General features: G+C 68.9%; 19 protein-coding genes. All 19 read right to left on the bottom strand.

The window, feature by feature from the left end:
• Nucleotides 1-104 precede the first annotated feature (104 nt).
• On the bottom strand, nt 105-437 hold the full coding sequence (locus LW840_RS07275; protein ID WP_291261772.1) for an STAS domain-containing protein: 333 nt from the start codon (nt 435-437) through the stop codon (nt 105-107).
• Between the two features lie 22 nt (nt 438-459).
• Nucleotides 460-1485 carry a phosphate acyltransferase gene (locus LW840_RS07270; protein WP_291273619.1) on the bottom strand — a complete coding sequence of 342 codons (1026 nt, stop codon included), beginning with the start codon at nt 1483-1485 and terminating at the stop codon, nt 460-462.
• Nucleotides 1482-2057 carry a pantetheine-phosphate adenylyltransferase gene (gene coaD, locus LW840_RS07265; protein ID WP_291261774.1) on the bottom strand — a complete coding sequence of 192 codons (576 nt, stop codon included), beginning with the start codon at nt 2055-2057 and terminating at the stop codon, nt 1482-1484. Before coaD ends, LW840_RS07270 begins: the two co-directional genes overlap by 4 nt.
• On the bottom strand, nt 2054-2575 hold the full coding sequence (gene rsmD / locus LW840_RS07260) for a 16S rRNA (guanine(966)-N(2))-methyltransferase RsmD (RefSeq protein ID WP_291266555.1): 522 nt from the start codon (nt 2573-2575) through the stop codon (nt 2054-2056). The genes coaD and rsmD overlap by 4 nt, the downstream gene beginning before the upstream one ends.
• A gap of 5 nt (nt 2576-2580) precedes the next feature.
• Nucleotides 2581-4371 carry a single-stranded-DNA-specific exonuclease RecJ gene (recJ, locus tag LW840_RS07255; RefSeq protein ID WP_291266554.1) on the bottom strand — a complete coding sequence of 597 codons (1791 nt, stop codon included), beginning with the start codon at nt 4369-4371 and terminating at the stop codon, nt 2581-2583.
• A 64-nt stretch (nt 4372-4435) separates the two neighbouring features.
• On the bottom strand, nt 4436-5149 hold the full coding sequence (locus LW840_RS07250; RefSeq protein WP_291273618.1) for a hypothetical protein: 714 nt from the start codon (nt 5147-5149) through the stop codon (nt 4436-4438).
• 3 nt (nt 5150-5152) lie between these two features.
• Nucleotides 5153-7120: a DNA primase gene (dnaG, locus tag LW840_RS07245; RefSeq protein WP_291276719.1), complete on the bottom strand. Its 1968-nt coding sequence runs from the start codon at nt 7118-7120 to the stop codon at nt 5153-5155.
• Between the two features lie 49 nt (nt 7121-7169).
• The gene (locus LW840_RS07240) at nt 7170-9602 is read right to left on the bottom strand and encodes an endonuclease MutS2 (RefSeq protein ID WP_291266551.1); all 2433 of its coding nucleotides are present in this window, start codon (nt 9600-9602) and stop codon (nt 7170-7172) included.
• A gap of 33 nt (nt 9603-9635) precedes the next feature.
• On the bottom strand, nt 9636-10100 hold the full coding sequence (locus LW840_RS07235; protein ID WP_291276718.1) for a GatB/YqeY domain-containing protein: 465 nt from the start codon (nt 10098-10100) through the stop codon (nt 9636-9638).
• Nucleotides 10097-10285 carry a 30S ribosomal protein S21 gene (gene rpsU / locus LW840_RS07230; RefSeq protein ID WP_026850684.1) on the bottom strand — a complete coding sequence of 63 codons (189 nt, stop codon included), beginning with the start codon at nt 10283-10285 and terminating at the stop codon, nt 10097-10099. The genes LW840_RS07235 and rpsU overlap by 4 nt, the downstream gene beginning before the upstream one ends.
• A 191-nt stretch (nt 10286-10476) precedes the next feature.
• Entirely contained in the window at nt 10477-10818 is a 342-nt protein-coding gene (locus LW840_RS07225; RefSeq protein ID WP_291266549.1) for a histidine triad nucleotide-binding protein, read from the bottom strand.
• Complete coding sequence (locus LW840_RS07220; protein WP_291269126.1) at nt 10815-11534, bottom strand: RsmE family RNA methyltransferase; 720 nt, start codon at nt 11532-11534, stop codon at nt 10815-10817. Before LW840_RS07220 ends, LW840_RS07225 begins: the two co-directional genes overlap by 4 nt.
• A gap of 50 nt (nt 11535-11584) precedes the next feature.
• Entirely contained in the window at nt 11585-12445 is an 861-nt protein-coding gene (locus LW840_RS07215) for a 50S ribosomal protein L11 methyltransferase (RefSeq protein ID WP_291261783.1), read from the bottom strand.
• On the bottom strand, nt 12438-13571 hold the full coding sequence (gene dnaJ, locus LW840_RS07210; protein WP_291261784.1) for a molecular chaperone DnaJ: 1134 nt from the start codon (nt 13569-13571) through the stop codon (nt 12438-12440). The genes LW840_RS07215 and dnaJ overlap by 8 nt, the downstream gene beginning before the upstream one ends.
• 192 nt (nt 13572-13763) lie before the next feature.
• Nucleotides 13764-14837 (bottom strand): heat-inducible transcriptional repressor HrcA, encoded by a 1074-nt coding sequence (gene hrcA, locus LW840_RS07205; protein ID WP_291276717.1) that lies wholly within the window; start codon nt 14835-14837, stop codon nt 13764-13766.
• 22 nt (nt 14838-14859) lie between these two features.
• Complete coding sequence (hemW, locus tag LW840_RS07200) at nt 14860-16014, bottom strand: radical SAM family heme chaperone HemW (RefSeq protein WP_291266546.1); 1155 nt, start codon at nt 16012-16014, stop codon at nt 14860-14862.
• Nucleotides 16011-16889 (bottom strand): DNA-processing protein DprA, encoded by an 879-nt coding sequence (dprA, locus tag LW840_RS07195; protein ID WP_291261787.1) that lies wholly within the window; start codon nt 16887-16889, stop codon nt 16011-16013. The genes hemW and dprA overlap by 4 nt, the downstream gene beginning before the upstream one ends.
• On the bottom strand, nt 16870-17892 hold the full coding sequence (obgE, locus tag LW840_RS07190) for a GTPase ObgE (RefSeq protein WP_291266545.1): 1023 nt from the start codon (nt 17890-17892) through the stop codon (nt 16870-16872). Before obgE ends, dprA begins: the two co-directional genes overlap by 20 nt.
• A gap of 28 nt (nt 17893-17920) precedes the next feature.
• On the bottom strand, nt 17921-18562 hold the full coding sequence (locus LW840_RS07185) for a carboxymuconolactone decarboxylase family protein (RefSeq protein ID WP_291261789.1): 642 nt from the start codon (nt 18560-18562) through the stop codon (nt 17921-17923).
• Nucleotides 18563-18725 lie beyond the last annotated feature (163 nt).

Here is an 18725-nt window from a genome sequence, read left to right as displayed (position 1 = left end):
CTCCGCGCCGCTGCGGATCGGAGCTGCCGAGGCCGTGGCTGGATCCTGACGCCGCTCATGCCGGATACCGGAGGTGCGGTGAGGTGCGCGCGTCGCCACGGACGTCAGCGGCCCCCGAGTGCGTCGGCCTGAGTGGCGTACAGCGGAAAGAGCGCGTCGAGCCGCGTGAGTTCGAAGAGGGTGCGGAGGTCTTCGTTGAGTCCGACGAGCCGCAGCTCTCCCCCGGCTTCCCGCAATCGGCGGCTCAGGGACACGAGCGCCCCGAGCCCCGAGCTGTCGATGTACCCGGAGTGGCTGAAGTCCACCACCACCCGGCGAGCCCCCTGCTCTGCTGCGTCGAGGACGGCCTGCTTGAACTCCTGCCGGTTCGTCACGACGAGTTGACCCTCCACCGTGACCACCACGGTGTCGTCTGTACGAGAAAGTGCGAAGCTCATGCCTGGCTCGGGGAGTGAGGGACTACGGCGTTTCGGCGGCCTGCAGGGCCGTCACCGCCGCCACATGCACAATGTCGTCGGCTGTCGCCCCCCGAGACAAGTCACTGCAGGGTTTGGCGAGTCCCTGCAGGATGGGGCCGATGGCAATGCCATGGCCCAGCCGCTGCGTGAGCTTGTAGGCGATGTTGCCGGCATCGAGGGAGGGGAAGACCAGGACGTTGGCCACCCCCGCAGCCGGTTCTCCTGATGCCTTGCGGCGGGCCAGTTCCGGAATGAGCGCCGCGTCGACCTGCAACTCACCGGACACGACGAGTGCCGGCGCCTCCGCGCGCACGATCGCCACCGCTTCCCGCACCTTGCTGACCGAGGGGCCGTCGGCGCTCCCCATGGTGCTGTAGGACAGGAACGCGACGCGGGGCTCGTCGCCCACGATGCGCCGCCGATCGGCTGCCGCCGCCAACGCAATGTCGGCCAACTGCCGCGCCGTCGGGTCGGGTACCACGGCACAGTCAGTGTACGTAAGGACTTCTCCCTCATTCCCGCGAAACGGCGGCACGCACAGGTAGAAGGCGGACGAGACCGTTCTCACGCCGCGCGCCGCGCCGATGGTCCACAGGGCGGCGCGCAGCACGTCGGCCGTGGTGTGTACCGCACCAGCCACACAGCCATCAGCTTCGCCGAGTGCCACGAGACAGTCGGCGAAGTAGAGCGGGTCACGGGCCAGCCGTTCGGCATCCTCCCGCATCAGACCGCGGCTGCCGCGCCGCGCCAGCAGGTGCTCCACAACCGCCGCTCCTCGCGGATCCTCCAGCGGATCCACGATGACGGCACCGGCCGGAACGACGCCTGTCGGGGCGTCGCCTCGGCGAACCAGCACCGGCGTGACACTCCCCAGCTGCTGCAGCCGATGGACTGCCGACGCCGTGCGCGGATCCGTGGCTTCCGGGAACAGGATGGTCCGACGCGTTGGCGCCACCCGCCGATGGAGCGACGCCAGAAAGTCGCTCGCCGCATGGTTCGGCGCGGCAAACTCCGCTCGCTCGCTCACGTCACCGGCCGACTGGGCGACGGCAGGGCTGGTTGCCCGAATCCCTGTTCGCGATACCGGGACACGAGCGCCTCCCCCACCACCGGATGTACCAATCCCGAGACGTCGCCGCCGAACTTCGCCACCTCCCGCACCATGCTCGAGCTGATGTACGTCGTGTCGAGCGAGGGGGTCATGAAGACGGTCTCGAGGTCCGGATAGAGATGCCGGTTCATGAGGGCAATCTGAAACTCGTACTCGAAGTCGCTGACCGCACGGAGTCCGCGCACATTGACGCGCGCGCCCACCTCCCGGGCGAACTCGACGAGCAAGCCCCTGAACGAGCGCACCTCGATGCGCGGATCGCCGTGGGTGCACTCGTGGATGAACGCCATGCGTTCGTCAACCGTGAACAGCGGTTGCTTGTTCATGTTGTTGGCAACCGCCACGATGAGGTGATCAGCGAACGTCAGCGTCCGCCTGATCAGGTCTTCGTGCCCATGGGTGACCGGATCGAAGGAGCCGGCGTACAGCGCGACGAGCGGGCCGCGCGGACGATCGCGGTCGGCCGGAGCGGCCGTGTCGAGGTTCACGAGTCGAGGCGGAAAAAGGTCAGGGCGGTTGTCCCGTACCGTCGGGTCTCTCCCATGGTCGGGAGCGCCACCGACGACGAATGTTCAACGGCGAACACGGCCGCGAAAGGGACGGCGAGCCATTGCTCAGCCAGTCGGCGGGCCGTGTCGCTGGCGTACGGTGGGTCGGCGAACGCCACATCATAGCTGCCCGGGCGCAGCTGTTCCACGAAGTGTACCGCCTCGCCCCGGTGGATGACGGCGCCGGCGTGCCCTCCCAACGCGTCGAGGTTTGTCTGAAGCACCTTGAGGGCGCGGGGCGCCTGCTCGACGAAATCACAGTGTGCCGCCCCCCGCGAGAGACTCTCGAGACCCAGGGCGCCGCTTCCGGCGCACAAGTCGAGGACTCGCGCGTCGGGCAGCAGCGGATGCACGATGCTCATCCACGCTTCGCGCACCCGGTCCGCGGTGGGACGCACCAGATCACCGGGGGGCGCGGCGAGACGCCGCCCCTTCCAGCGGCCGGCAATGATGCGCATATCGCCTATTCTCCGGGATGGCGGACGTCCGCCACGCGCAGCTGCAACCGAGACACGCCGCGATACTCATCGCGTTCGAGCTTGAAGACCAGGTCGAAGGCCCTGGCGACATCGAAGCTGCCCGCACGCTCGGCCATCCCCCACCCCACCGCTTCCAGGTCGCCACGACGCGCCTCGACCAGGAACTTGAGTCCATCACTGCCGATCTTGCGCGGCGAACTGGCGAGGCGCGCGCCCGTGGCCCGAAAGACCGGGGCCGGGTTGCCCACCCCAAACGGTTCGAAGTGGCGGAGCAGCTTCTCGAGATCCTCGCCAATGTCGTCGAGCGGGACGTCGAGATCCACGCGGAGCACCGGGACGAGATCGTCGGCGGTAAGCCGTCGCTTCGCCACCTCATCGAAACGCTCGACGAACGCCGGCAACTGCTGCGCGTCCATGGTCAGGCCGGCCGCCGCGCGGTGGCCACCATATCGCTGGAACAGATCGGCGCACTCGCCAAGGGCCGCGTGCAGATCGAAGGCGCTGATGGAGCGCCCGGAGCCCTTCCCCACCCCGTGCTCCACCGCCACGAGGACCGCGGGTCGTGCGGTCTGCTCCACGATCCGCGACGCTACGATGCCGATGACCCCCGCATGCCAGCCCTCCCTGTGCAGGACATGGGCAAACCGGTCGCGTGCCGATGGCTGGTCGACCTGACGCAAAGCGTCGTCGAGTACCGCGCGATCGAGTTCCTGTCGCGCGCGATTGAGCTCTTCCAGTTCGCGCGCGATCGCGTTGGCTTCGTCCTCGCGCTCGGCCAACAGCAGACGCAGCCCGAGCTTGGCATCGGCGATGCGCCCGGCCGCGTTGAGCCGCGGCGCCAGCACGAAGCCAACGCGCCCGGCGGTGAGCGCCTTGCCTTCGAGCCCGGACGACCGGATGAGCGCCCGCAACCCGGGGTGGGTGGTCTCGGCCAGCAGCTTCAACCCGTAGCGCACGAGCACGCGATTCTCCCCACGCAGGGGTGCCACGTCGGCAATCGTGGCGAGCGCCACCAGATCGAGCTGATGGTGAGCCAGCGACACGGGCACGCCCAGCGCCTCGCACAGTGCCAGCGCCAGCTTGTAGGCAACACCCACCGCCGCGAGATCCTTGTCGCTCGACGCGCACGCGGGGTGGCGCGGGTTGCACACCGCATAGGCCGGCGGCATGCCGTGCCCCGGGAGGTGATGATCGGTGACGATGACATCCACCCCGGCGCGCATCAGGTCGTCCACGGCGCCGTGGGCGCTCGTGCCGCAGTCGCAGGTCACGACCAGCGAGGCCCCCGCGGCCCGCGCGGCGGCCACGCCGGCCGCGCCCAGGTCATACCCGTCGGTCAGGCGGTTGGGAACGAAGGGCACCACGTGGCGGGCGCCGCATCCGCGCAGCACGCGGGTGAGCAGCGCCGTCGATGACATCCCGTCCACGTCGTAATCGCCGTGCACGAAGATGACCTCCTGTCGGCGCACGGCATCGGCCATGCGCGCCACGGCGCGCGCCGCGTCATGCAGGAAGCCGGGGGCCTCGACCTGGTCGAGTCGTGGGCGCAGGAACCGCTTCGCGGCATCGGGGGCCGAGTAGCCGCGCGCGGCAAGCAGCCGACACACGCCGGCGGGCAGCAGCAGCTCCTGCTGCAGCCGAGCCACGGTGTCGGGGGCGGGGGGCGGAACGGGCACCCAGCGGGCCGCCGGGCGCAGCGGCGCCATCCCCGGCGACGAGGCGGTGCCTTTGGCGAAGGCGCTCAACGACGCGCCGCGTGATGGGGGAGCAGACACGCTGGCAATCTACGCCGGCGCTCGAGCGAGGGGCAGGCGCGCGGCGGGAATCGGCGCGCAGCGCTCAGGCGCTCGCGCGCTGGTACAGCAATACGCCGCACTCCTCGCAGGGTTCAATCACCGTACCGGTCGACATGATTGCTCGCCGCTGCAGGGGAATGGCCGTGTCGCACGCACTGCAGCAATTCCCGCGCACCTCGATCAGTGCCGCCGTGCGGCGGCGTGACGCCACCCGCTCATACTTGGCCAGCAGCCCCACCGTCACCGCAGACGAGGCGAGCTGTCGACGGGCACGCTCGGTGGCGAGTTCGGCATCGATGCCGGCACGCTGACGCTCCAACTCGTCGCGCGCGGCTCCCTGATCGACACTGACTTGGGCCAACACTTCGCGATGCGCCGACAGGGCGGTGCGCAGATCGGTGACCCGGCGCGCCATCGTGAGTGCTTCGCTTTCTCCATCGGCCAGTGCCCGGCGCGAGGCCTCCACGCGCCCCGCCGCCTCGGTGGCATCCTGCAGTCGTTCCGCCGCCGCCAGCGCCGCCGCGGCATGCTCGTGCAGCGCTCGTGTTTCGGCCAGCCGCCGGTCGAGCACGCGCTGACGGGTCAGTTCCCGTTCGAGTGCCGCCTCCGTTCGCGCGACTTCTTCGACTGCGCGCTTTTGCGTGGCGTCGAGCAGGCTCAACCGAGGCGCAAGGGCATCGCGCCGCGCTTCGATGTCGCGGATCCTGTCATCGTGGGCCTGCACCGCGAGCAGTGCCTCGAGATCACCATGCCCCACCGTTCACGTCCCCCCAGCTTTCGGCCGACCGCGCGGGGAGCGCATCGGCATCAGTCGTCGAATCTCCGCCTCCACCTCCAACCGTTCCCGCATCAGGGTGTCGTGCTCTTCGCGGGTGGCGCCGCGCATGGCCACCCGCAATTCATCGACCCGCCGTTCCAGTACGCGCACGTCGAGCTTGCAGAGGCTGAGGCCGATGTCGGCGGCAACGACATCGAAGGCGCCCGCCTCGGTGAGCTCACGCAAGACCCGCAACGTCTCCGGGGTCAGGCGTTCCGCGACCTGTTCGAGGTCGTTGTCCAGCGGGGCGTGCAGCAGCACGTCGAACAGTTCACGGTACGCCGGATCACGGAAGGTGTCGGGGGGATGCCGCTCCGCGACACGTTCGGCCACGCCGCGCTCGACCAGCATGGCGCGTACCAACGCCCGCTCAACCGGCTCGTCGCGTCGGGGGCGCGGCGGCACGTTGGTGGCCTGCCATTCCGGTCCCGGCTTGTACCCCCGCCGGCGCGGCGTCCACGCGGGCCGCTGTTCAGCCGGCGGAGGCGGCAAGGGGGCCGGCTCGTCCTCACGCCCGAACCCTGCCCACGCGTCGTCACCCGGCGGCCCCTGACGCAGGGACTCGTCGGCGCCTTCGCCCCACCCCGCCCCACCGACCGCCCGTCCCGGATGGCGACGAACACCCGCTTCCGGCAGCGCATCGGCCTCGGCCGACAGCGTCGCCTTGTCCACATGGGTGACGTCGGCCAGGCGCGCCAGATACATGTCCCGCGTGAGCGGTTCCTTCGCGGCGCGGATCGTGGGGAGCAACTTGTCGATGGCCGTTCGGCGGTGTCGCAGATCGGTAAACCACCCACGGCGCTCGAGCAGCTGCACCTGCCGATCGAACAGGTCGATGGCCTGGCCCAACTGCGCCTCCATCCCCGCCCGTCCGTGCTCGTGCACGAAACTGTCGGGGTCCTCCCCGTCCGGCAGACTGACGACCTGCACCGACGCTCGCGCCCGCAGCAGCTCCAGCCCCGAGCGAAAAGTGGCCTTCTGTCCGGCCTCGTCACTGTCGTACAGCAGGAATACGTTCGCGGTATAACGGGTGAGGAGGTGCGCCTGCTCCTCGGTGAGCGCCGTTCCGAGCGGGGCGACCACCTCTTCCAGGCCTGCCAGCGACAACCGGATGGCGTCGAGATACCCTTCGACCACGATGGCCCGCTCGACACGGCGCATGGCCTGCTTCGCCGTGTGCAACCCGTACAGTGTTCGGCGCTTCTGAAAGACCGACGATTCGGGACTGTTGAGATACTTCGGCTGCTCGTCACCCATGGCGCGGCCGCCGAAGCCGACATAGCGGCCGAGTTCGTCCTGGATGGGAAACATCACGCGACCGCGAAAGCGGATGCGCGGCTCCCCCTCCCCATCCCGATGCACGAGAATGCCACACTCCAGCTGGCGCGCGTCATCCACCCCGAGGGCGTGCAGATGCCGGCGAAGCGCTTGCGGATCGCGCGGGGCAAACCCCAATCCGAAGCGATGCCAGGCATGCGGATCGAGAGCGCGCGACTCGAGGTACTCGCGCGCCGGACGCCCGGTCTGTTCGTCCCGCAGCTGCCCCTGGAACCATTCCGCGGCCGCGGCAAGCGCCTCGTAGTTGGGCGCGTTCGGATCGGGCGCCTGTGCCCGACGTGGAGTGTCGACGACTTCGATTCCCACCTTCTCGCCGATGTACTTCACGGCGGATGGCCAGTCGAGACCGAGGCGCTTGCGAATGAAGGTGAACACGTCACCGCTTTCGTGGCAGACGAAGCAGTGATAGCTGCCGTGCGAGGGGGAGATGGAGAAGTTGGGGTTCTTCCCCTGGTGAAAGGGACACGGCCCGCGCCACGTCCCCCCCGAACGCTTGAGCGGGACGAACTCGCCGATCACCTCGACAATGTCCGCTGCCTGACGGACCCGTTCCACGGTTTCGTCAGCGATCACGAGTCCCACGCCCCCCCATGCGCCCGGTGCATACCCGAATCAACCGGCTCTAGGCCAGCTCCGCCACCGTGACGCCGTCACCACCTTCGTTCCAGGCCCCAAGGCGGAAGCCGGTGACGCGTGTGTCCTTCTTGAGCATCTCGCCGACGCGCGCGCGAAGTGCCCCCGTGCCCTTGCCGTGAATGATGCGGAGTTCGCGAAGGTCGTTGCGAATGGCCGCATCGAGGGCCTGCAGCACCTGATCATCGACCTCGTCCACGCGCAGCCCGCGGACATCGACCTCGCGCACGGGCTCGACTTCCGGGATGTCCCCCAAGGCCAGCTTGAACGTGGCCACCGGTGCCGCCTTGGTTCGCGTCAGCGCCGAGATGGGGACGGTCAGCGACAACGACCCCACGGTCACGCGGGCTTCGTCGCCCCGAATGGAGACGATGCGCCCGGCCTTGTCCCCGAGCGTCGAGACCAGGACATGTTCCCCTGTGGTCAGGGGGCGCGACGGTATGGGGCGGGCGACTGGAACCGGCGCCGCCCCCGCCTTGCGCTGTTCGGCGCGCGCGCGCCCGCGCGCCGCACGCTGCTCCGCCGCCTCGAGCGCCTGGCTCTGTGCCGCGGCCGCCTGCTCGATGGTGCGCCGCGTGGCGCGCGCGGCATCGTCGAAATCGGCCGCGGCGTTGGCGGCACGCGCGCGAATCTCCGCAATGGCACGCTCCACTTGTCCACGCGCGTCGAGCAGGTAGCGTCGCGCTTCCTGCCGCGCCTTGCGTTCCGCCTCGCGCTCCTGCTCGCGCACCTTCTGCTCGCGATCGCTCACCGCGGCCATGCGCGCCCGGACCTTGTCGTTCTCGCGCTGCACGAGCTGCTCACGCTCGCCCAGCAGCGCCTCGCGTGCTTCGACATCGGCAAGCAGCACCGCCAGATCGCGCTCGCCCTGCGGCAACCGTTCTTCGGCACGCGCAATGACCGCTTCGGGCAGCTGCAGACGGCGCGCGATGCTCAACCCATAGCTGCGCCCGGGGATACCCTTGAGCAGGCGGTAGGTTGGCGCAAGCTGGACGGCATCGAATTGCAGCGACGCATTCACCACCCCCGGCACATCGGAAGCAAGCAGCTTGAGCTGGCCGAGGTGCGTGGTGGCCATCGTCAGCGTGCCGCGCCGGGTCAGCGTCTCGAGAATGGCACCGCCGAGGGCGGCGCCTTCCGCGGGATCGGTCCCCGAACCGAGTTCGTCGATGAGCACGAGCGATGCCGGGGTGGCCGCATGCAGGATCTCCGCGAGGTTCTTGAGGTGGGCACTGAACGTGGAGAGGCTGGCCTCGATACTCTGCTCGTCGCCCACGTCGGCGAGCACGTTGTCGAACACCGGCAGCCGACTCAATGCACCCACGGGGGCCGGTACACCGGCCTGTGCCATCATGCACACCAGCCCGGTCGCCTTGAGCAGCACCGTCTTGCCGCCCGTGTTGGGGCCGGAAACCAGGAGGGTGCGCTCGTCGGCGTGCAAGGTGAGATCGAACGGCACGACAGGGATCCCCTTGGCGAGCAGCAAGGGATGTCGTCCATCGACGATGCACAGCCCCTCGGCGGGGGCGCCGAAGGCGAGGGGAGCGCAGTTGGCATCGACGCTGTAGCGCGCCCGCGCATAGAGGCTGTCGAGGGCGACCAACGCACCGAAGGCCGCCCCGATTGCCTCGTGATAGGGGTGCAGCGCCTCGGTGAGGTCGCGCAGCACCCGCTCCACTTCGCGCTGCTCCTCGATCTCGAGTTCACGCACGCGATTCCCGAATTCCACGGCCGCCGGGGGCTCGACGAAGATCGTCGCGCCCGTGCCCGAACTGTCGTGCACGATGCCGCCCACGTACCCCTTGGCCTCGCGCCGCATGGGAATGACCCAGCGGCCATTCCGCATGGTAATGGAGAGGTCGCTGACCTGATGATGCGACTCGAGCTTGCCCATCTCGCGTTCGAGCAGCCGCACGAGTTCCCCCTCCGCCTGCCGCAACTCACGGCGGACGCGGCGCAGGGCTGGCGAGGCATCATCGCGCACGGTGCCATCGTCACTGATGGCGCGCGCAATGGCCTCCTCCTGCGCCCGCAAGTCGATGAGGGCCTGCGCGTAGCCGGTGAGGTAGGCCAACACGATCGCCGGCCGGCGCGGGTCGCGCAGCATCTCCCGCATGCGCCGCGACGAGCGCAACAGGGTGGCCCCCTGCAGCAACTCGAGGGCCGTCCACGTGAGCCCCGCAATGCGCAGTCGCTTGAGCGCCTCGCCGAGGTCGGGGATGCTCTCCGTGGGCCACCCGAGCTCCGACAGCAGGAGGGCGCGCACCGCGTTCACCCGGGCATGCTCAGCCTCGATCCACTCGCGGTCGGTGCGCGGCACCAGTGCCCGAACGGCCGCAGCCCCCGGGGCCGACGATGCCCGTCCGGCCACATACGCCAAGAGGCGAGGAAACTCGAGAATGCCGAGCGCGTGCGCGTTCATGAAATCCGGCTGGCGAGCCGGCTCGTGCCGGCGTTAAGCGCGCGCGAGCTCCTCGCGCGCCACGGAGTTGATGACACCGCCATCAACGCGCCCCTTGAAGGCGGGCATGACGCGGGCCATGACGGCACCCACGTTGGCGGCGCCAGCGGCAATGGCCTGCTGCACGGCCGCCCGTACTTCGGCGGGGTCGACCTGCGCGGGCAGGTAGACCTCGAGCAGCGTGACCTCCTGCTGCTCCTTGTCCTGCAAATCGGTGCGACCCGCCTTGGCGTACAGCTCGACGGATTCACGCCGCTTCTTGATTCCCTTGCGGATGACGTCGATGACGTCATCGTCGGTGGCGCCCCGGCGCAGCTCGATCTCGCGATTTCTGACCTCGGACACGATCATGCCAAGCAGCATCACGCGATCCTTCTGCTGTTCCCGCCTGGCGGCCGCCTGATCTCCCTGCAGCCGCGCCAGCAGCGAACGGCCACTGGCGTCCACGGGACCGCTCACCCGTTCCGGGTGCGGCGATTCTTACGGACAGCCGCGTTCATCTTGCGCTTGCGACGCTCCGACGGCTTCTCGTAATGGCGATGCTTGCGCAGGTCGGACAGGATGCCGGCCTTTTCGCACTTCTTCTTGAAGCGCTTGAGCGCGCGCTCGAAGTTTTCGTCCTCGTGGATAATGACTTCCGACAAACTGAACCTCGGTTGTGATCGCGACCGCGTCGCGACGTGTGCAGGAATGAGAAAATCAGCCCTTTTCGGGCCAGCCTCTAATGCTAGACGCCCCGACTTCCACGGTCAAGCGGACAAACGGGAGTAATTGCCGCTGCGGCAGGTGGTTAGGGGACCGCCCTGCCCTGCAGGACGGCCGGGGATCCCGCCATTCACCCGGGCGGCCATCCAAGCGGACGCCCACCCAACACGTGCAGGTGCAAGTGTCCAACCGACTGCCCTCCATCGCGCCCCACGTTGGTGACGACGCGATAGCCCGAGTCGGCGACCCCCTCGCGGCGGGCCACCTCCGCGGCCAAGGCCATCGTTTCCCCAAGGAGTGCGGCGTCCGACGCGGCCGCCAGCGAGTCCACGTGCGCCCGCGGAATCACCAGCACGTGGACCGGCGCCTGCGGATGCAGGTCCCGGAAGGCCATGGCGAGCGCGTTTTCGGCCACGATCGTGGCCGGCAGGGTACCCGCCGCAATACGACAGAACAGACACGAGTCGGTCACGCCCCCTCCAGAGGTTCGGGCTGAGTCTCCGCACACGATGACGGGGCCGTCCCGAACACCATGCGGGCCGCCGCCAGCGCGGCCACGGCCGCTGTTTCGAAGCGCAGGATGGTCGGGCCAACGCTGACCGAACGGAAACCGGCCGCGGCCAGCAGCGCCAGTTCGTCGCGCTCCAAACCGCCCTCGGGGCCGACCGCGATGACGAGCGGGTGTGACAGCGGTGGCGATGCGTGTCCGACAAACGGTGCGCCGCCGGGATCGAGCACCACCCGGTCGCCTGAGGGCGCGGCAAGCAGCGCCCGCTCCAGATTGGCCTCGGGAAAAGGCTGCGGCAGCCAGGCGCCTTCAGACTGGGCCAACGCCCCCTCCATACGGGCGCGTACCTTCCCCTGGAAACCGACCCCCTCGCCCCGCGGAGAGACGCTGCGGGAGCGTCGCCAGAGGACCGGACGCCAACTCGTCGCCCCCAGTTCGGCGGATTTCTCCGCCAGCCACAGCATCCGGTCCCGATCGGCAACGGGCACCAGCAAATGCACCGGCGGCAGCGGCTCGACGCGCTGCGCCGACGTGATGTCGATGTGCGCCGCGCTCTTGCTGACCTGGACGACGATCCCTTCCCCGACCAGCCCCTGTCCGTCGCGAACACCGACCAGGGCGCCCGGCCCACGCCGCAGCACGCGCAGGTGTCGCGCGGCAGCCTCGTCGAGCGTCACCATGCTCCCGGCGCTGAATGCGCTGGCGGTAACGAACTGCGGCCGTCCGGCGGCTACGCCAGTGCGATCGAGACCGACCACCAGATATCCTCCGCATCCTCTTCCAGGAGGCGCCAGCCGTGCGCCGCCAGCACCTGCCGCATCGTGTCGCGTTCCTCGAGCAGTATGCCGCTGAGAATGGCGGTGCCGCCAGGCCGGAGGGCGGCGGCGATCGCCGGCAGCAGCTCGATGAGCACCGACGAAATGATGTTGGCCAGCACCAGGTCCACCGGCGCCACCAGGGGGAGCAGCACCCCGGCGTCGGCCTCGAATACATGTACCCGATCGCTCACTCCGTTGCGCGCCACATTTCGTTCGGCGTCGGGGATGGCGTCGGCGTCGAGCTCAATGGCATACACCCGCCCGGCGCCCAGCTTCGCGGCGGCAATCGACAGCACGGCGCTCCCGGCCCCAAGGTCGGCCACCACGGCGCCGGGCGACAACTGACGCGGCAGCAACCGCACGACGCCTCGTGTGGTGGCATGCTCCCCGGTTCCGAAGGCCATGCCGGGTTCGATGACGATCGAGGTCTGCGGATCGAGCTCCGCACTGAGCCACGGCGGGGCGACCGTCAGCGCGCCCAGCTGGTGGGAGGTGATGCGCGCCTTCCACGCTTCCGACCAGTCGATGTCCGGAACCGGCGACGTTTCCAACACGGCCAGCTCGTCCGCCTCCGTCACCGCGCGGTGCACGGCCTCGAGATCGGCCCCGGGAGGAAAGTGCGTGACCAACGACGGGCCATCCTCGTGCACGCCCTGCGCACCGACGGCGAAGAGCGCCCCGAGACAGGCCGCGCGCGCTCCAGGCTCCTTGGCCGGGAGCACGCGCACGCTGATCCAGCGTTCGGCGGCCGACGCCGACGACGCCTCACGCACCGAGCACTTCCTTCATCTTCGACCAGAACCCCTTCTCCCGCCGTTCGGGAGCCTGCCCCTGCATGGCGGCCAGGCGCTCGATCAGCTGCTGCTCTTCGCCCTCCACCGACTGCGGTGTCCACAGCTGCACCTTCACATGCAGGTCACCCGTTCCCGACGCGTTCACCCTCGGCAACCCGCGTCCGCGAAGGTGAAACACCGCGCCGCTCTGCGTTCCCGGCGGTACGCGCAGCGACAGTTCGCCGGTGACGCCCGGCACTTTCAACTCGGCGCCGAACACCAGCTGCGGATACGTTACCAGCGCTTCGCAGAACAGGTCCTCGCCATCGCGTTCGAAGCGCTCGTCGTCTTCCACCTCGAACACCACCAACACGTCACCGCGGGTGCCGCCGCGCTGACCGACATTTCCGGTCCCTCGCAGCGTCATGTACTGTCCGGTGGCCACCCCGGGCGGCACCGTGATCTTGAGCGTGCGCTCCGCACGCACGCGCCCCTCGCCACGGCATTTCCGGCACGGATTGGACACCACCACGCCCTCACCCGCGCAGGTGGGACACGGTGCGACCGAGACGAACTGCCCGAAGAAGGAGCGCTGCGCCCGCCGCACCTCTCCAGCGCCGCCGCAGGTGCTGCAGGTGGTGGGCTTGCTCCCCGGCTCGGACCCGGAGCCTTCGCACGGCTCGCAGACGTCGAGCACCTTGAGCGTCACCGTCTTCTCGACGCCCGTTGCCACTTCAGCCAGCGTCAACGGCATTGACAGCTTGACATCCTGACCGCTGCGCGGCCCCGAACGCCTCCCGCCAGCCGCAGCCCCGAAGAGATCGCCGAAGCCACCGAAGTCGCGCATGAAGATGTTCAGCGCTTCGGACAGGTCCACGTGCTCGTAGGCCGACTGGGCACCGGCCCCCCGCAGCCCCGCTTCGCCGTACCGGTCGTAGGCGGCGCGCTTCTGCGCGTCCCGGAGGATGTCGTAGGCCTCCGTGATGGTCTTGAACTTCTCCTCGGCTTCCTTCGACCCGCCGTTGCGATCGGGATGCCACTGCATCGCCAGCCGGCGATACGCTTTCTTGATGTCGTCGTCGGATGCGTCGCGCGGTACGCCGAGGACCGCGTAGAAATCAGCCATGTTGGTGTCGAGCAAGTGCTGCGAAAACCCGGCACGACGCCACGGGCGGCGCCGGGACAAAGCGCAAAACGGGCACCGCAGCGGGAGCAGCGGCTCCCCGACGGCGCACGTTCAGCAGGCACAATCCGGGTAAGCTAACCCAACCGGGGCACCGAAAGGTCCCGGCCGCCTATCCAGGCGCCGGGAGCCCCCTCAGCAGAGCAGGTTCGACACCAGGCGGGAGGTGTGGTCGACCAGCGCGATGACCTTGTCGTACGGCATGCGCGTGGGACCGATGACCCCAATCACTCCGCTCAGCGACCCGGCGTTGTATTCGGCCGTCACGACCGTGAAGGGCTCCAGGCGCGGGTCGCCGTGCTCGTTGCCAATGGTGATGGAGATGCCCGGCCCCCCGCCCCGTGTCTCGAGCATCCGCCCGAGCTGCTGGCGGGTCTCGGTGAGCTCGATCAACTGACGCAGACGCTCGCCGCTGGCGAATTCCGGCTTGTCCGCCAGGAGCGATGGCTGCCCCAGCACCACCGTATCGAGGGGATCCGCCGCAGCCCGCCCGAAGACCTGCTCTCCTTCCTGCACGAAGATGTTGAGCAGCTCGGCCGCCTGCGGGGTGGTGGCCACGTCACGCAGCCGCGAGGCGAGCGAGGTGCGAACCTGATCGAGGGTCAGCCCAGCCAGTCGCTCGTTGAGCACGATGGTGACGCCAATGAGCGCTTCGTCGGCAATGATGCCGGGGACCTCGACGAAGATGGTCCGTACGGCACCGCCACTGAGGCTGAGCACCATGAGCAGGCGATCGGACGAGACGCGAACCAGCTCCACCTGACGCAAGGCCGCGCGATCGAGACGCGGGCCGAGCGCGACGCCCAACTCCTGGGTGAGCACGCCAAGGGACTGCGCCGCCCGACGCAGGATGTTCTCGATCGCCGAGCCCCCACCCTGGATGTCCTCGGCAAGCCGCCGACGCTCATCTCCGGTCAGCGGGTCCACCCGCATGAGCGAATCCACGTACGTCCGATAGGCCTTGTCGGTGGGAATGCGGCCGGCGGAGGTATGGGGGTGAAAGAGGAAGCCCTTCTCCTCGAGATCACTCATGGTGTTGCGAATGGTCGCCGGGGAAATCCCCAGTCCGAAGCGACGCGACAGGGTGCGCGACCCGGCAGGCTCCGCCGTGGCCACGTAGCTGTGAATCACCGCCTCCAGGACCTGCCGCTCCCGCTCGGAGAGCTCACTACTGTGCGCCATCTCGCATCCCTTGGATCGAGGCCCCATCGCGAGGCGTGTGGAGCGAAGCCTACGAAGCGCTTCGAAACGCTGTCAAGTCGGCGGCGAGCGCGTCGAGGCGCATCCACCCCTCCGGCGCGCACACGAGACGTGCCCCGCCCCGATCGGCGCGCACCTCCACCCACCCCGCCGTGACCCAGGTGGCCACGTGACGCTGCTCGGCCGCACTGATCGGCAGCCCGTCGATGGTCCGCAACCCGAGATACACCGCCTCGGCAATGCGGTTCTCTTCCGTGAGCCGTTCCTCGCCACCCACCGGGTCGTCGAGCTGGCCGACGGTACGTTCCCACGCGGTGAACGCGTCGATGTTCCACCGGCGAACCGCCCCGTCGTAGCCGTGTGCCGAGGGCCCAAGCCCCAGGTAGGGCACCCCACTCCAGTAGGCGCTGTTGTGCTGCGCCCGGTGCCCGGGGCGCGCGAAGTTGGACACCTCGTAATGCTCATAGCCCGCGCGCGCGAGCTCCTCGTGCGCGATGCGGAATTCCTGTTCGTAGCGCTCTTCCGTGGCTTCCTGCTCCTGCCCGCGCTCGTGCCAGCGGCCCAAGGGGGTGTGCGGTTCCACCGTGAGCCCGTAGAGCGACACATGCTCCGGCTCGAGGGCCAGCAGCTGCTGCAGGTCGGCCCGCCAGTCACGGGCGAGACGATCGGGCGTGGCGAAAATGAGATCCAGCGACACCGACTCGATGCCGCCGGCCCGCGCGGCCTGAACGGCGCGGCGGGCCACGGCGGCGTCATGGACCCGGTGCATCCATGACAGGACCAGGTCATCGAAGCTCTGGACGCCTATGCTGAGGCGATTGATGCCTGCCTCACGCCACTGCCGCACCGCATCAGCGGTGACGTCCTCTGGGTTGGCCTCGAGCGTGATTTCCGCGTCGTCGCGCCAGCGTACATGCGACCGCAGTGCCTCCATCGTGGCGCGAACGCCCTCGGGGCCGAGCCGCGAGGGCGTCCCGCCGCCCAGATACACCGTACGCAGCGTACCCGCGTGATCCCCGACCTGACGGATCTCGCACTCGCGCGCAATCGAGCGCGCGTACTGCTGCCACGGGACCTCGCGTCGCACGGCAATGGAGAAGTCGCAGTAGCTGCACCGCCGCGCACAGAACGGGACGTGCAGATACAGGTGTTCGTAGCGCGCGCGCACGGCATGCCGCGACGTCATGCAACCCCGGGCGACGGGCGCACCTGTCCGGCGGCGTCGAAGCACACGAGCCCGTCGATCTCGAGCATTGCAAGGACGACCGACACCTGACGCAACGTCAGGCCGGTGTCGCGGGCGATGGTCATCGCATCGCCGGCCCCCCGGGTAAGCGCATGCCAGCAGAGGGCCGCGTCGCCATCGAGGGTCAGCCCCACGCTCGGCGTCGCGGCCAGGTGGAGCAGCGCGAGCACATCATCGGGAGCCAGAATGGGCTCCGCATGTTCGCTGCGCAACAGTCGATTGCACCCACGCCCGCTGACGCTGTCGATGTTGTGGGGAACGACGGCCAGCGTACGCCCCAGTTCGCGGGCATACCGCGCCGTGTTGAGCGCCCCACTACTTTCGGGCGCTTCGACCACCACCGTCACGTCGGCGAGAGCCGCAATGAGCCGGTTTCGCAGCGGGAATGCGCCGCCATGTCCGGCATCGCCGGGACCGAACTCGCTCATGATCAGCCCGTCGCGTGCGATCCGCTCCTGCAACGCCCGATGTTGCCGCGGGTAGTACTGATCAATACCCGTCCCCAGCACCGCCACCGTCCGCCCGTCGGCCTCGAGAGCTCCACCGTGCGCCGCTCCGTCGATGCCGCGCGCCAGGCCGCTGACGACGCACACGCCCGCGCGGGCGCAGGCCACGGCAATGGCACGCGCCACGCGCTCCCCGTACGGCGTACTGCGTCGCGTCCCCACGATGGCCACCGCGGGCGGTTCCGCCATCACGAGGGTCCCGCGCACCCACAGCTGACGCGGCGGCGAGGCGAGGTCCCGCAGACGCCCCGGATACTCCCGCTGTTCGGGCGCGAGGCAGCGCGCGTCGTCAGGGGAGAAGCTGGGCATCCTGCTCCGGCTTGAGCGCCGCGGCGCGCATGGCCAACAGCTGCCGCCACCACCCGTCGAGCATCGTGTCGAGTCCCATGCGACCCGCCGCACTGATCGCGTACCGACCGAACGCCCCCTCGACCTCGATTTCCGGAATGTAGTGTTCCCCCAGCAGATCGAGCTTGGAGAAGACCACGCAGAAGGGCTTGTTGGCCAACTCCTCCGAGTACGCGGCAATCTCGTGGCGCAGCTGATCGAACTCCGCCTGCCAGTCCATGGCGTCGATGGGAATCAGGAACGCCAGCAGACGCGTACGCTCGATGTGCCGGAGAAACTGCAAGCCAAGCCCCTTGCCTTCGTGCGCTCCCTCGATGATGCCGGGGATGTCGGCCACCACGAAACTGCGGTGGTCGCTCAGCGGCACTACCCCGAGATTGGGTGACAGCGTGGTGAAGGGGTAGTCGGCAATCTTGGGGCGGGCAGCGGAAATGACCGAGAGCAGCGTGCTCTTGCCCGCGTTCGGCTGCCCCACGAGTCCCACGTCGGCGATGAGCTTGAGCTCGAACTCGAGCCGACGCACCTGCCCTTCCTCTCCGGGCTGCCACTCGCGGGGCGACTGGTGCGTGGCGGTGACGAAAAAGGCATTGCCCTTCCCGCCGCGGCCGCCCTTGGCCACGAGGAGCGTGTCGCCGTGCTCCATGACCTCGCCAATGAGTTGGCCACCGTCGGCATCCCGTACCACCGTGCCCGGCGGGACCGGCAGGATCACATCCTCTCCGGAACGCCCAGTACGGTTTGAGCCTTCCCCGTGCTGGCCGCGCTCCGCCTTCCACGCATCGCGATAGGTGTAATCGAGGAGCGTGGTGAGGTTGCGGTCGGCGCGCACGATGACATCGCCGCCACGGCCCCCATCGCCGCCGTCCGGCCCTCCCATGGGCACGTACTTCTCCCGGCGGAACGAGGTCTGTCCGGAGCCGCCGGTTCCGGCCTCCACCTTTACAAGTACGCGATCGACGAACATGAGACGTCCTGGACTGACGGTATGTGAATCACTTGCCGAGCACGCGTGCCCACAACCCGTGGTACCGGCGCACATCTTCGACATCGAGCAGCGGCGACACCACCTGCAGCGCCGCGGTCACCGTGGCCTCCGACGCGCCCGCATGGAGCGCCCCGTGGAGGTGCGAATGCAACTGACGATCCTGCCTGGCGATGGCACACGCGGCCACCACACACAACTCGCGGCGCGCCAGATCGAGCGGCGCGCGCGACAACACCTTGCCGTACCCTTCCTCGACCATCCATCGATCCAGCGCCGGATGCAGATCGTGAATGTTCACCCGCAACCGGTCGTAGAAGCGCCCATACACGGTCGCGCACGTCGCCTCACCCTTGCGCTGCCGCTCGGCCCCATCGTCGATGGCAAATGCGTCCCGTTCGGGCGCCGCCATGCCGCTGATGCGACGCCACTCCCGAGCGGAGTTGAGGGCGCGCGGAAAGCCCGCGAACAGGTACGTCTGCAGAATGAGTTCTTCCACCCAGACCGCGCGCACCGTGCCGACCGCCTGCGCGAGTGCGGCGCGGACCTGGGATTCGCTCCCGCCGGCCAGCACGGCGGCGAGGTACACCAGCGCCGCCGTCTCGTCGTCGAGTGCGTCCAGCATAACCGACTCGCCGGATGGCTGTGTCATCGAATTCCTGCCGGTCGGATCATGGCGACGCCGAACGGATGCACGGGGACCCGGCGCGTCAAGGATGCGTCTCCACCAGATCACCCACATCGCCGTCGGCCACGCACACGATCCCCACGGAGTCGCCGCGCGTATTGCGGACAGCGCGCTGCGCATACTCCCG

It is taken from the genome of Gemmatimonas sp., assembly GCF_021298855.1.
GTDB lineage: Bacteria > Gemmatimonadota > Gemmatimonadetes > Gemmatimonadales > Gemmatimonadaceae > Gemmatimonas.
Note: the sequence above shows the minus strand (reverse complement) of the source record. Positions and strands in the feature narration are given on the sequence as shown.